The sequence below is a fragment of the Pseudomonas sp. LB3P93 genome (genome assembly GCF_054898025.1).
Genome location: NZ_CM142713.1, coordinates 1779503 through 1793722, shown reverse-complemented (window position 1 = coordinate 1793722; position 14220 = coordinate 1779503). Strand labels below are relative to the sequence as shown.

12 protein-coding genes are annotated in these 14220 nt (G+C 59.1%); all 12 read right to left on the bottom strand.

The annotated features are described in order from the left end of the window. Window positions 1-91: 91 nt before the first annotated feature. The 12 genes from fliD to ACYZT8_RS07850 all read right to left on the bottom strand — a co-directional run bounded on the left by fliD (window position 92) and on the right by ACYZT8_RS07850 (window position 14217). Window positions 92-1504, bottom strand: coding sequence for a flagellar filament capping protein FliD (gene fliD, locus ACYZT8_RS07905; protein WP_461980245.1), 1413 nt, complete (start codon window positions 1502-1504; stop codon window positions 92-94). An 82-nt stretch (window positions 1505-1586) separates the two neighbouring features. Beyond that, entirely contained in the window at window positions 1587-1952 is a 366-nt protein-coding gene (locus ACYZT8_RS07900; RefSeq protein ID WP_461980244.1) for a flagellar protein FlaG, read from the bottom strand. A gap of 74 nt (window positions 1953-2026) precedes the next feature. Further along, on the bottom strand, window positions 2027-2878 hold the full coding sequence (locus ACYZT8_RS07895; protein ID WP_461980243.1) for a flagellin domain-containing protein: 852 nt from the start codon (window positions 2876-2878) through the stop codon (window positions 2027-2029). A 253-nt stretch (window positions 2879-3131) separates the two neighbouring features. Further along, on the bottom strand, window positions 3132-3401 hold the full coding sequence (locus ACYZT8_RS07890) for a hypothetical protein (RefSeq protein ID WP_461980242.1): 270 nt from the start codon (window positions 3399-3401) through the stop codon (window positions 3132-3134). Then, window positions 3398-4690 (bottom strand): motility associated factor glycosyltransferase family protein, encoded by a 1293-nt coding sequence (locus tag ACYZT8_RS07885; protein WP_461980241.1) that lies wholly within the window; start codon window positions 4688-4690, stop codon window positions 3398-3400. The genes ACYZT8_RS07890 and ACYZT8_RS07885 overlap by 4 nt, the downstream gene beginning before the upstream one ends. 96 nt (window positions 4691-4786) lie before the next feature. Beyond that, window positions 4787-5713, bottom strand: coding sequence for a ketoacyl-ACP synthase III (locus tag ACYZT8_RS07880; protein ID WP_461980240.1), 927 nt, complete (start codon window positions 5711-5713; stop codon window positions 4787-4789). Between the two features lie 228 nt (window positions 5714-5941). Then, on the bottom strand, window positions 5942-6994 hold the full coding sequence (gene pseI / locus ACYZT8_RS07875; RefSeq protein WP_461980239.1) for a pseudaminic acid synthase: 1053 nt from the start codon (window positions 6992-6994) through the stop codon (window positions 5942-5944). Further along, window positions 6987-8492, bottom strand: coding sequence for a UDP-2,4-diacetamido-2,4,6-trideoxy-beta-L-altropyranose hydrolase (gene pseG / locus ACYZT8_RS07870; RefSeq protein WP_461980238.1), 1506 nt, complete (start codon window positions 8490-8492; stop codon window positions 6987-6989). Before pseG ends, pseI begins: the two co-directional genes overlap by 8 nt. Further along, the gene (gene pseF, locus ACYZT8_RS07865) at window positions 8489-9184 is read right to left on the bottom strand and encodes a pseudaminic acid cytidylyltransferase (RefSeq protein ID WP_461980237.1); all 696 of its coding nucleotides are present in this window, start codon (window positions 9182-9184) and stop codon (window positions 8489-8491) included. Before pseF ends, pseG begins: the two co-directional genes overlap by 4 nt. Window positions 9185-9221: 37 nt before the next feature. Continuing rightward, window positions 9222-10391, bottom strand: coding sequence for a UDP-4-amino-4,6-dideoxy-N-acetyl-beta-L-altrosamine transaminase (gene pseC, locus ACYZT8_RS07860; protein ID WP_461980236.1), 1170 nt, complete (start codon window positions 10389-10391; stop codon window positions 9222-9224). A gap of 103 nt (window positions 10392-10494) precedes the next feature. After that, window positions 10495-13428, bottom strand: coding sequence for a TIGR00180 family glycosyltransferase (locus ACYZT8_RS07855; protein WP_461980235.1), 2934 nt, complete (start codon window positions 13426-13428; stop codon window positions 10495-10497). Window positions 13429-13479: 51 nt separating this feature from the next. Then, entirely contained in the window at window positions 13480-14217 is a 738-nt protein-coding gene (locus ACYZT8_RS07850) for a cephalosporin hydroxylase family protein (protein WP_094471212.1), read from the bottom strand. Window positions 14218-14220: the final 3 nt, after the last annotated feature.

The window sequence follows — 14220 nt, the reverse complement described above, 5'->3', positions numbered from 1 at the left end:
GTGTATCGACGACGCGTCAAAAAACTTTAGATTCAAATGCAAAAAGCCCGGAGCGCTTGAAAACGCTGCCGGGCTTTTGGCGTTGTGCGTGTTACGAGTTCTTCTGCTGCGCAGTCATCGCCTCAAACATCGAGGTAATGTTGTTGGCGGTCGCTTTCAACTTACCAACGAGTGTATCCATGTCGTTGTACTTTTTGGTCAGTACAGCGGTCAGGTTCTCGATCCGGCGATCCAGGGCTCCCTGGTCTTCGGCCAGTTTGGTTTTGACCTTATTCAGGCTGGAGGTGCGGGTATCCAGAATTCCGCCGGTATCGGTGTATGGCTTGATCACATTGCTCATGCGCTCGAGCAGACCGTTGGTACCGGTAAACAGGGTCTGAACCTCGCCACCGAGCTTCTTGTCATTCATGGCCGCGGTGAACTTGGTGGAGTCGAAGTTCAGTGCACCGGTTTTCTGGTCAGTGTTGATCCCCAATTGCGAGAGCACGCTGAGCTTGTCGCCCGGACCGCCATTGGGAGTGGACAATGGACCACGCATGGCAGCCAGAATCGCACGCGGCATCGCATCACCGGTCAGCGCGGCCGGGATGGTCGGCTTGTTATTGTCGTCCAGAGACGGCTTGGTCAAGGACGCCACTGCGTTGGCCACGGCGTTGTAGGCGTCGACAAACTTCTGGATCGAAGCCTTGAGGCCATCGTTGTTGCCTGCGACGGTTACGGTGGTGGTGGCGTCCTTGGACAGCAAGGTCATCGACAACCCGGAAACGTTGCTCACGGTGTTGGAAGGACTGCTCATGGCCAAGCCATCAACGCTGTAGAGCGCATCCACAGGCAATTCGCCGATGGCACCCGAAGAAGTCGCAGTCGGCGTTGCCGCCATTTTCACCGTACCGTCCATGTCCAGACCGGCAATACCGCTGACTTTGAGCTCGGACCCGGCACCCGTGGTGCTGGAACCCAGCACCAGACGCGAACCGAAACTGTCGGTCACGATGTTGGCGCTGAGGCCACTGGACTGGTACGAAGTGTTGATGGAGTCACGAACCTGTTGCAGGGTGGCGCCCGCCGCAACGTTAACGGTATAGGAGTTGCTGCCCTGATCGATCGTCAGGGTGCCTGACGCGACCGGGCTGGTTGCACCACCGGCGAAGGCAGCACTGGCCACTTTCGAGCTGGTGGCCAATTGAGTGACGGCGACGGTGTAAGTGCCGGCGACCGCTGAGTTGTTTGCGGTGGCGGTAACCACTTTGGCGTTGGCGGTGGTCGCTGCAAAACCCGTGAACTGAGGGGATGTCGTGTTACCCAGATCCTTGAGCGCCGCCTGGAACGTGGCCAGCAGCGACTTCAACGTACCGACCCCGGAAATACTCGCCGAGTTGGTGGCGGTGCCACGGTCGATCTGACCTTGTTTGGCCGCTTTGTCAGCGCTCACCAAGGCTTTGACGATAGCACCGGTATCAATACCTGAACCTAAACCCGTGCCCGGTAAAATTGGACTTGCCATGTGTAACTCCCTTCAGTGTGTCGCCGGCCTTTTGACCACTACAACGCCCAAAAGAACATAGCAACAAAATTCGTGCCAGTTATCAGGCTTTAGCGCTGAACAACAGGCTGCTTGCATCATTCAAACTATTCGCCAGTTTCAGGACTTCTTCGTTGGGGATCTGACGGACCACCTCACCGGATTCACTGGCAATGACTTTCACAACAACCTGGCCTGAAGGCTCATCAATCGAGAACTCCAGATTGCGCTTGACCGACTGAACGAACTTTTCAATTTCTTGAACAGCCATTTTCAATTTGTCCTGCTCGGTTTGTGCGCTCTTGCGCACCTCCTTGACGTCGACCACTTTCGCGGGCTCCGCTCGAGGCTTTTCCACAGGCGTCTCAGCAACCGGGGTTGCGTGCTTCGCCGTCGGATAAGACAAGTTCAGCTTCACGCTCATATCCATGTCCATCACCTCTAAAAGTAAAAAAGCGAGAGGGCACGACCAGCGCACACCCCTCGCCAAAACTCAATCAGCTATTACTGAAGCAGTTTCAGTACAGCGGACGGCAGTTGGTTGGCCTGAGCCAGAACCGCGGTGGAAGCTTGTTGCAGAGTTTGTTGCTTGGTCAGCTGGGCAGTTTCAGCAGCGAAGTCGGTATCTTGTACGCGACCACGAGCAGCTTCAGCGTTCTCGTTGATGTTTTGCAGGTTGGAGATGGTGCTGGCCAGACGGTTTTGTGCAGCACCGAGGTCAGCACGGCTGGCGTCGATTCTTGCCAGAGCCGCGTCGATACGGGTCACAGCAGCGGTGAACGAAGCCTGAGCGGTAGCCGAGCTGTTACCAGTGATTTGCAGGGTAGCCGAACCAACGGACAAGGTTGCAGCGTCGAAGCCGCTGGCCAGAGTCAGAGTGATCTGGTTGGAAGCACCGCTGTTGGCGCCGACCTGGAAGGTCATGGTGCCGGCGGTGCCGTCGATCAGGTTTTTGCCGTTCAGGTTGGTCGACTGGGCGATACGAGTCACTTCGTCCGACAGAGCCATGAACTCTTTGTTCAGAGCGACGCGGTCTGCAGTGCCGTTCGAGTCGGTACGTGCCTGGATTGCCAGTTCACGCATACGCTGCAGAATGTTGGTCGATTCCTGCATCGCGCCTTCAGCGGTCTGAGCGATCGAGATACCGTCGTTGGCGTTTTTGATCGCCATGTTCTGACCGCGGATTTGAGCAGTCATACGGGTAGCGATTTGCAGGCCGGCGGCGTCGTCTTTAGCGCTGTTGATTTTCAGGCCGGAAGACAGACGAGACATCGAAGTCGACAGAGCGTCGGAAGCACGGTTGAGGTTCTTCTGAACGTTCAACGATGTGACGTTGGTGTTTACTGTTAAAGCCATGACGAATTCCTCGTTGGTTGGGTACTGCGGCTTCCGGCCCTGGCAACCGCCGGGTATGGCCTAGAGAACCTTCGTAATAGTTATCGTCGCCAACGCAACTTGCTTTAGGGGATTTTCAAAAATATTTGCCATCACGTTGCCACCCCCCGTAAATCAAGGGGTTGGCGGCAATTTGATAGCGAAAAAATGACGTCAGGGAAATGTCGGCGACAGGTTGGCGAGGATTCGCCGGCACCGACTGAAGATAAATTGCTTAAAAGGACAGATTCTCGGTGAGCATCTCGACCAGCTCATATTCCAGGTAATCCGCCAGCGCGAGCCAGTTCTGCGCCTCCTGACACGCGAATAGTTCGCCGAGCAAAAATGCCCACTGCTGCCGAGCCTCCAGCGATCTTGAATCGAACGTCGGGTGAACGGCTGCGACCAGCTCAGTCATCGCCAGCCCGGCTTCCACATCACGCCCCAGACGGAACAAGGCTGCACAGTGCTGCGCTTCGACGACGAAGGTTTCAAGCACGCTCATGACGCGAACTCCGGATGAAAAACCGTGCCGGCGATCATCGCCCCTGCCCGACTGCTGTTATAGAAACGCACCTGCGGATGGCCCGCGATAAAACGCTCCAGCTCACACAGATAGCTGCGGAAATTGAGCTGAGTCTTGATGCGCTGACCGTGACCGTCCAGCACCCAATGTTTGGCAGCACCCAGTTGCGGCCCCAGATCACCATCGCTCCAGCCGGCGTGGGTCTTGTCCCCCGGGAAGGCGAAGTCGGCGCCAAATAGCGTGATCTGTGCCGCGCCCATCTTCACCGCCAGGTCCGCCGCCGGATGGATCACGCTGCCACCGACATACAATTCACCCCTGGGCAATTGCCGACGCAACTGCTGGTAGATCGGGCTCGCGGAGTAACCGGCATAGCGTGGCCCCTGCCAGGCTTCAATCACCACGGGATCCAGCATGGGCATGTACACCAGCGTGATGTCAGCCGTGCCTTCTGACGGCAGGTGTCGGTCGGAAATGCGTTGGTCGATGCTGACGACAATGTCGGGACGTATGCCGTGCTTGAGCAACGGACGATAGGCCGTATCGACGCAGATGAATAACGGTCGCTCGGCTTCATTGCGAATCGCGCGCAGGGTCGCGAAGTGCTGTTCGAGGCTTGGCCCGGTGGCGATGACAAACACCTCCTGCCCCGGTTGCGAACCGAACAACTCGGCCACGTCGTGATCGGCCTGCACCCACTTGAGGCTGGCCTGCAAGCGCTCGATAACCTCAGGCGCTTGCGGGTCGAACTCACGATTATTGAACGTCAGATGGGTTTCGCTGATCAGGCGATCACGGATCTTCGCGTTGAAATCGTCGGCCAGTACCAGCTCCGATGGCAGGGCAAAAAACGGCAGCTGGATTTCTCCCAGATCGCCGGCATACAGCAACTCGACCCGCGGATCGCTGAGCCACGTGTGCTGATCGAGCAGTTGCAGCACGAGGGCGAACACGGCGCCGTTGAGAATGTGCACATACAACCGCTCGAGACCGGCACGTTGCAGCAACTCCATTTGCAGATCGCCGAGCCCGGTGCCGTAGACGTGCATCACCGGACTGTCGACCGGCAAGCTGTCGGCCTGAAGCACGGCTTCGCGACTGCGATCATGGCGGCTGGTCAGCTGAATGCCGTTGATACTCAACGTCGAGCCGAGGCCTTCCACCAGGTCAGCCTGCAACTGGCTCGCGTCTTCAATCAGCAAACGCACAGCCAACGCCGGCCAGCGTTGCTGAATGACGTCGACGTTGTGCTCAAAGAACTCGCTCATGGAGCCTCGCTTTGTGTTCGGGCAAAAAAATAGCGCTCAAGATTACACCTTGAGCGCTATTTTTGTGTCTGGCTTTCTTCGACTAATTCACCGGGTTCAAGGACGATAGATGATCGCCGAGCCCCAGGACAGTCCAACGCCGAAACCGCTCAGCGCAACGCGCTTCCAGTCGGAGTCCAGCACGTGTTTTTCCAACAGCAGCGGAATGCTCGACGACACGGTGTTGCCGGTCTCGACCATGTCCTTGATGAACTTCTCCGGCTCACCTTCGAAGCGACGTGCTACGGCGTCGACAATCGCTGCGCTGCCCTGGTGAATGCAGAAGGCATCGATGTCGTCAGCGGTCAGTTGCGAGTCGGCCAGCAGTTCATGCAAGTGCGCCGGCACTTTGAGCAGCGCAAAGTTGAACACCTGACGACCGTTCATGTAGAACACGCCGTCGGTGACTTTCAGGTGCGGCGCACCGGAACCATCGGTGCCGAACTTGGCTTTGCCCAGCTGCCAAGGCGCGTCTTCACCCATCCAGGTCGCAGTGGCGGCGTCGCCGAAAAGCATGGTGGTGTTGCGGTCTTCCGGGTCGACGATTTTCGAATACGGGTCGGCAGTGATCAGCAAGCCATTTTTCAGGCCGGCGGCTTCCATGAAGCCCTTGATCGCGTAGATGCCATAGACGTAGCCGGAGCAGCCCAGGGAAATATCGAACGCGGCCACGGTGGTCGGCAGGCCGAGTTTGTCCTGAACGATGGCTGCGGTGTGGGGCAGGCCTTCTTCGTCGCCGTTCTGGGTGACAACAATCAGTACATCAATGGATTCGCGTTTCAGATCGGGGTTGTTGGCGAACAGCGCGTTGGCTGCTTCGACACACAGGTCCGACGTTTCTTGCCCGGCGTCTTTGCGCGGCAGGAAGGCCGAACCGATTTTGCCCAGGATGAACTCTTCATCCTTTTCGAATTTTGCACCTTGTGCGTAATTGTCCACGCCGGCTACAGGAACGTAGCTCGCAATGCTTTTTATGCCAATCATTACGGCTTCCCAATAATAAACAGCCCAATACCACCGCTCGTAATGATTCGAGGGGCGCCGACAAACAGAGAAAAACGTCGCCCCATGGAGGCGACAGCGGGAAGAATAAAAGGCTATCACTGGGCCAAAAACAGGCCAGGCGCCACCTTCCCGATTAATACAATACAGTGAAGATGCGCGTTATGACTCGCAGGTCACGCTATTTTGCCGAAACAGACCGACAAGGCGTTATTCGACCAACGACCAGTCCAGCGGGGTTCCACGTTTGATGGCGTGGCGGGCGTGGTGGCCCAGAAGGGTTTCAGCGTGTTTGGGCGCCAGCCCCAGGCCAGGACGGATGGCACGCAGATTGGCGACAGTAAACGGCTCGCCGGCCGCCATGTCTTGCGTGACATAGAGCGAGCGTCGGTACACCAGCGACTTGCGCTCCGCTTCGGTGACGCCGTAATGCACCTGGCCCATGGCCTGCCAGGCACGCTCGGTTTCAATCACCAGGCTTTCGAGTTCGGCCGGCTCCAGGGAGAAACTGGCATCGACACCACCGGCCGCACGGTCGAGGGTGAAGTGTTTTTCCACCACCGTCGCCCCCAGCGCTACCGCCGCCACGGACACGCCGACGCCCATGGAGTGATCGGACAGCCCGACTTCGCAACCAAACAATTCGCGCAAATGAGGAATCGTCCGCACGTTACTGTTGGCCGGTGTCGCCGGGTAGGTGCTGGTGCATTTGAGCAGCACCAGGTCCTTGCACCCCGCCTCACGGGCAGCACGCACGGTTTCGTCAAGCTCGGCGATGCTGGCCATGCCGGTGGAGATGATCAATGGCTTGCCGGTGGCGGCGACCCGACGAATCAGCGGCAGGTCGGTGTTTTCGAAACTGGCGATCTTGTACGCCGGCACGTCCAGGCTTTCGAGGAAGTCGACGGCGCTGTCATCGAACGGCGTGGAGAACGCCAGCATGCCCAGTTCCTTGGCCCGGGCAAAGATTGGCGCGTGCCATTCCCACGGCGTATGCGCTTTCTCGTACAACGCATACAACGAAGTCCCGGCCCACAGACTGTTGGGGTCCTTGATGAAGAACTCGCCCTCGGACAGGTCCAGGGTCATGGTCTCTGCGGTGTAGGTTTGCAGCTTCAAGGCATGCGCACCGGCCTTGGCCGCGGCTTCGACGATTTGCAGCGCCATGTCCAGCGACTGGTTATGGTTGCCACTCATCTCGGCAATGATGAACGGTGGCGCGTCGGCACCGATTGAGCGGTTGCCGATCTTGAAACTAGTCATTGCTGTAATCCTTCAATACGCGCGTGAACGCGCAAGCACGCTGAGTGAAACCGGCTTCGCGAAAGACCTTCAGCGACGGCTGGTTGGCCGGCAGCACCTGGGCGGTGATGGCGGTCAGTTGCGGCCAGTGGGCCGTGACGAACACCTCGCCGCGGGCCAGCAGCGCCCTGCCCCAGCCCAGGCCGATGCGATCTTCGAACAGATAAATCGAGACTTCGGCTTCAACGCCGCGCAAGTCATAACGCAGCACACCCACCGGACCGTCATCGGCCTCGGCGATCAGCAGCAAGCGCTGCTCATTGTTCAAACTGGAGGTCAGCCAGCTTTGATGCGACGCCCATTCAATCGCCCCGGTCTCCAGCGACCAGCGCCGCACCGCCTCGGCATTGCGTCCGTCGAACAGAAGCCGGGCATCGTCTGCGGTCGCGGAGCGTATATGCAACACCGCACCAGCCAAGGCTGCCGCCACTCGCTGCGCGCCGCGACCATCGACCAGATGCCGTGAATGTTCGGCCAGGCTCTGGCGTATTCCCTGATTGCCCGCGACAAAACCGATCGCCTGGCGCAACTGCTCGACGCTGACCTCCTCACGAGCACCCAGATAAACATGGGCGCCCGAAGCGGCCATGACCTCGCCGTTGGCCTGTTGATTATTCGAGACCGCAATGCAAATCGTCGGCAGCCCCATGGCCGCCCGCTCCCAGCTAGTGCCGCCACCGGCGCCGACAAACAGGTCGGCCTCGGTCATCAGCCGGTAGAAGTCGCTGACAAAACTGTGCAAACGCCAGTTCGGGCGATTCGCCGCCATGGCCTGCATCGTGTCCCAGGCCGGGTTGTCGGCACCGGCAACGAAATCGACTTCCAGCGCAGCGAAATCCGCTATCGCCAACATCGCGTGGTGAGTCTGCATCGCCGCATCGAAGCCGCCGAAATTCACCAACACCCGTTTGGCTTGCGGCTTGATCGGGATCGCCGGGCAGCGGAACTCATCGCGCAGCATCGCGAAACGTGGGCCGAACAACGTCTGGCAGCCGGGCGCGAGCAGCGATTCATAAGCCTCTGGCGTGCCCGACAGGTTCTGGTTGAGCAGCAAATCGACGGCGTACTGGCGAGTGGCAAGGTCATCCACCGCGGCGATCCGTGGCGCCCAGCGCCGGGCCGCGGTCTGCCAGTGATGGTCGAGGCCATAGTGATCGACGATGATCCAGTCGAACGCCGGATGGTTTTCCAGTGCGTGCGCCAACGCGTCGATGTCCGCCTGCCACGGCAGCATGGATTCGATGGCTTGCTGCGGGTCTTCATCGGGATAACGCTCCGGCAGCGCGAAGGTTTCAAAGCCTTCAGCCGCCAGCGCATCCAACCGATGGCCCGGCAGCAGGCGACACGCAAAGGCAACGTGCGAGCCCTGCTTGCGCAGGGTTCTGGCCAGGGGCAACAAACGAGCGATATGCCCGCTGCCAATGGTCGGCGACGCGTCGGAACGAATCAGCACCCTCATTGCAATTCACCACCGGCCTTCAGCGCGGCATAAAGGTATTCAGCGCGCTTCCAGTCTTCGAGGGTATCGATGTCCTGCACCAGATGCCGCGGCAGAATCACCGGCAAGCTCGCTGGAGAGAACAACACATCACCGCGCAACCAAGCCTCGCTACGCCCCCAGTAGAACTGACCGGCGTCTTGAAAGGCTTCGGCCAGGTCCTGCGAGCGGGTGTTGCGAAATTCCGGGTACAGCGACGTCAGTGCGCCCTGCTCGTCGAGGGTCAAGGCACGTTGCACGGGAAAGCCGAAACCGGCCACGGAAAACGCGAAGGATTTATCCGGATGCTGCTCCAGCAATTCAAATCCCTGACGCAGAAACCGCGCCTGCAACAGCGGCGCGGTGGCGTAGAGGCAGCAGGCATAGTCGAACGCCGGAAGCTCATTCAAGGCATGCACCATCACCGCAGCGGTGCCGGTGAAATCGTCGGCCAATGACGCCGGACGCATGAACGGCACCTGAGCGCCATGCGCCCGCGCGAGCTCGGCGATTTCTTCATCGTCGGTGCTGACGATCACCTGATCGAACAGCTTCGAATCCAGCGCTGTACGGATCGAGCGGACGATCATCGGTACGCCGTCAAACGGCTTGAGGTTCTTGCGCGGGATACGCTTGCTGCCGCCCCGGGCCGGAATGATGGCCACGCAACTCACAGCCGACACTCCGTCGCCCGACGATCAATCATGATGTTCAACCCAGAATTCGCCTCAAATGCTCCACCACTTCATCCTGCTCTTCATCCGTCAGATCCGGGTACAACGGCAAGCTGATGGCCTCGGAAAAATAACGTTCGGCCTGAGGGAAGTCGCCATCCTTGAAACCCTGCTCACGGTAATACGGCTGCAAATGCACCGGAATGTAATGCAGGTTCACACCCAACCCGGCAGCCCGCAACGCTTCGAACACCTGGGTCTGGCTGAGCTGGGTCTGTTCCAATTGCAACCGGACCACGTACAGGTGCCAGGCCGACTCTGTACCCGGCTCAGCCACCGGCAATGTCACCGCTATACCGGCCAGCAGTGTTTCATAACGCGCAGCCAATTGACGACGCTTGGCGACAAACACATCGAGCCGCGCCATTTGCGACAGCCCCAGGGCGGCATGCAGATCGGTCATGCGGTAATTGAAGCCCAGCTCCAGTTGCTGGTAGTACCACAACCCTGTGTCCGGAACGTTCATCTGCGCCGGATCACCGGTAATGCCGTGGCTGCGCAAGCGCCGCAAACGGTCGGCGAACTCCGGGCGATTGGTCAGCACCATGCCGCCCTCGGCGCTGGTAATGATCTTGACCGGGTGAAAGCTGAAAATCGTCATTGCAGCGTGTTGGCCACAACCGACTGGCCGACCGAGATACGAGGCACCCACCGCATGGGAGGCGTCTTCGATCAAGGTGAAACCATAGCGTTCGGACAACTGCGAGATCGTACGCATGTCGCAACTCTGCCCTGCGAACGCGACCGCCACCACCACTTTGGGCAGATTGCCGGTGGCTTCGGCGACCTCGAGCTTCTCTGCAAGTAACCGAGCATCCATGTTCAAGGTGTGTGGGTCGATGTCGACGAAATCGACGTTGGCGCCACAGTAGCGACCGCAGTTGGCCGAGGCGACAAAGGTGTTGGGACTGGTCCAGAGGTAATCCCCCGGCCCCAGCCCTGCCACCAGGCAGGCAATGTGCAACGCTGCCGTGGCGTTGCACACCGCTACCGCGTATTCAGCCTGACAGTGTTTGGCCAGGGCTTTTTCAAAGCGCTCGATCGTCGGGCCTTGAGTCAGCCAGGGCGATTTGAGCACTTCCATGACCGCGTCGATGTCCGACTGATCAATGTTTTGTCGGCCGTAGGGAATCCGGTACGGCATCATGACCTTGACTCAACACAATGCCCAACCAACGGGCAGACACACGTGTCCTTGAACATCATTTTGCGGTTGCACATGTGCTGAGTCCTTTTGCTGATCAGACAGCTTAAGCGAGCAACTGCGCCCAGTTCACACTGGAAGCGTCGCCGAGGGTAAAGCCCTTGCCGGTCAAGGCCAGGTTCTGGTTGTAGGCCGAATCTTGTGCGAAACGCGCTTGCCACTTATCTTGCAGGGCGGCGGCGGTCTGCGGCGCGTCAGGCAACAGGCCCGGGTGCAGCATTTGCGCCTGCGGGCACCAGACGATCAGGTAACCGGCGTCGGCCGCTTTCAGGCACAGATCGATGTCAGCGAAGGCTTCGTCGAAATGCTCTTCGTCGAGACCGCCGACGGCTTCATAAAGGTCTTTGCGAACCATCATGCAAGCCCCGGACACGGCCGAGTAGTTCTGCTCCACCTGATGACCGTTCATATAGCCTTTGGCATCTTTGCGCTCACCGATAAACACCGAGCCCAGCACACCGTTAAGGCCCAGTACCAGGCCGGCCTGCGTGGTGACACCACGGAAGTCCATCAGCTTGGCGCCGACAATCCCGACTTCCGGACGCTGAGCCTGATTGAGCAGACTATCGAGCCAGTTAGAGTTGACCACTTCGACGTCGGCCGACATCAGCACCACGTAGTCGCCCTTGGCCTCTCGCACCGCAAAGTTATGCAGCGCCGAGGCGCTCAGACGCTTGTCGGTCCGCAGGATGCGCAGGCGATCGCCCTTGCCTTCCAGGCTGGCCAACCAAGTGGCGAGTTCTTCGGACTGACTGTGGTTATCGGCAATCAGGATTTCATGCTGCTGATAACGGGTACGTTGCAGCACGCTGACCACGGCACGTTGCAGCGACTCGAAATTGTCCTGGCTGTGCAGGATGATCGACACTTTCGGGCGCTTGGCGTGCTGGTAGTCGATCTGCCAGGTTTGCGGCAGCTCGGAGCTGACCCGGCCGCGGTAGCCGCGAGCCGTCAGGGACCGGGTCAGGGTCTGACGCTCGTGAGGGTTTTCCTCGGCGGACGGCGCGTTGCAGATCAGCAGTGGCTCGGCCAGATGAGCGAGACCACCCAAGCCGCCGTCTTCGATCAGGCGCAGCACCAGATCGAACTCCAGCGCCGATGCGTATTCAGTCGAGTAACCACCGGCCTCGGCCAATACATCACGCTGGATCAGCCAGTGACGGGCCATCAGCGACGGCACGCTTTGCAGCAGATCGAGGTTGACCCCCGGACGGAACACTTCGCTCAGGGAACCGTTTTCCTGACGCTGGATTTCGTCCATGGCCACCGCACGTACGCCTTCGGCACCTTGCAATTCGAGGCTGGCGCGCAGCAAGCCACTGGCGGTGAACTGATCACCGGCCTCGGCCAATACCAGCCAATCGACGGTGGACTGAGTCACACTTTGGTTGATGCGTTCGACGTAGTTGCTGGCAGTGACTTTGACGAAGTGCACGGTGTCACGCGGCGTGGTGGTCGCCGGCAAATCGCCGGTGGTGAACACCACCAGTTTGAACGCCTTGCAGTGGCCACTGACCAGGCTGTCGAAGGTGGCCTGCAACTTGACCATGTCGGCGTCCAGATCCAGCAACAGAATGCCGAATTGTGGACCGCCGTTGTGTTTGGCCAGGTGCGCACTGATCGATTTGAGTTGCTTGGCATCCGGGTTGCGCGCGTCGATCCAGCTCAGCAGGCGACCGGACGGCATGTTTTCGAACAACGACTGTTCGTCTTGTGCCGGCACCGACGCCAGGCGCTTGGCCCAGGCTTGCAACTTGACGCCTTCTTCCTCTTCCTCGGTGCCCTGCAGCGACTCGGCCAGACGCGCAACCACAGTGCGGTTGAACGCATAGAGGCTCAGCGCTTCCCACAAACGAGCACGCAGAGTGCGATCGTTGTCGGTAGGGTGAACGCGCATCAGCTCATGCTGCTTTAGCAAAATGCCTTCCAGTTCCTGCAACTGCAATTTGCCGGCGGGCATGGTGTGCAGGAGGAATTCGAATTGGGTCAGCAGATCAAACACCGGCTCGTTGTAGAACGGCATTTCGACGAACTGCTGCTGACCAAACTGGCGCACCGGTTCTTTACCCGCCCCATGCCAGGCCGATGTGAAAATCATCGTCCCCTGCAACGAACGCATGTTAGTCAGGCAGTCGGCCATGGTAGCGAAACTGTCCAGCGCCACCTGCTTGCCCTCGGCCAGCGTCTTGTGGCTCATGCCGGTCGGCAGCGAAGCCAGAAACTCGGCAAAGCGCTCGCGGTCGGCCACGGTTTTCGCGTCTTTAAGCGTCAACACTGTCAGGACGTTGGTGTTGTGTTCCGAGGCACCGTAAGGGATTTCCCGCACGGCGAACGGGATCGGCAGAATTCGCGCCTTGGCCCGAGCGAGCATGTAATAGGCATGCCCGATTTCCTGCCATTCGAAGCTGGTGCCCGGCAGCAGTGCGTTGTGCCAGTCTTGCAGCAGCTCGGTGCGGCTGACCGCATAGAACGGCGGCAGGAAGTGCCCCATGAATTGCGTCAGGCGATCTTCGGCTTTATCCGAGCAATAATCTTCCGGCCCTTTGCGGTCGCGGCGGAAGTAATTCACTTCCGTGGCGCGGGCCAGGTACATGATTCCGTAGCCGTGAGCCATGCCGTAGTCGGCGTTGTCTTCGAGGAATTCCAGCGACTCGGTGACCGCATCGTGAATCAGGAAATCGTCATCGGCCGCCAGCACCATGTACGGCGTGGTCACTTGATTCACGCCATAGGCGAGTTTGTCCTGCAGCCCGGTATAGGTGAACTGCGGCAGGTGCCGGTAATCGACCATCGGGTAATCCCGGGTGATGTCATCGTCGCTTTTGAGCGAAGAATCCAGGACCAGAATCGTGCAGGGATAGCTGCTGTAATACTGCAAGGTGCGCCGCAGGTAGGCGTTGCGATTGTGGGAAATCACCACCACCGTCAACCGTTCATTCAGCGGTGCCACATCGTTACGAGCAGTGTTTTGAACGCGCATATCTCTATCCCCACAACCGGCCAAGCGCCGAGAACCCAGATTCAATAATGATTAACGAACGCGACGCAGGTAGCCGTCCGGCGCCACGGTGATCAGCAGCTTGTTCTGCAACTGACGGTCGATCTCGAAGTCAGCGTTTTCTTCCAGGTATTTCCACACGGCGGTCTTCGGGTTATCGCCCGGGCCCCATGGGCGATCAGGGAAGAAGTCGGCCGGCATGTCTTCAACCACGGTGTCCATCACCACGCAGTAGCTGTCGACCGACACCAGTGGTGCGTACAGGCGCAACTCTTCCAGCACGTGGTCGTGGGTGTGGTTGGAATCCAGTACCAGAATGACTTTCTTGCCTTCGGCCGCGGCGCGCACTTGCTCGGCGATGGCGGCGTCGATGCTCGAACCTTCGATCATTTTGATGCGCTTGCTCATCGGGTGGCTTTCGATGGCTTCGCGGTTGTGCGGGCGAATGTCGAGGTCGATGCCCAGTACTTCGCCGTGGCCTTGCAGCTCCAGCAAGGAGGCGTAGTAGATGATCGAACCGCCGTGGGCGATACCGCATTCGATCACCAGGTCAGGTTTGACCTGCCAGATGATTTCCTGCATCGCCATCATGTCTTGCGGCAACTGAATGATCGGACGGCCCATCCACGAGAAGTGGTAGCTGTACTTGTGCTTCGCCGACTGGTTGAAGAAATCCTGGGCCAGACCGGTGAGTTTCTGGTCGTCGCCCTGAGCTGCGATTTCTGCCTGGCATTCGGCTTCGAAGGCTGTATTGATGGTGTTGTCGGTCATTTT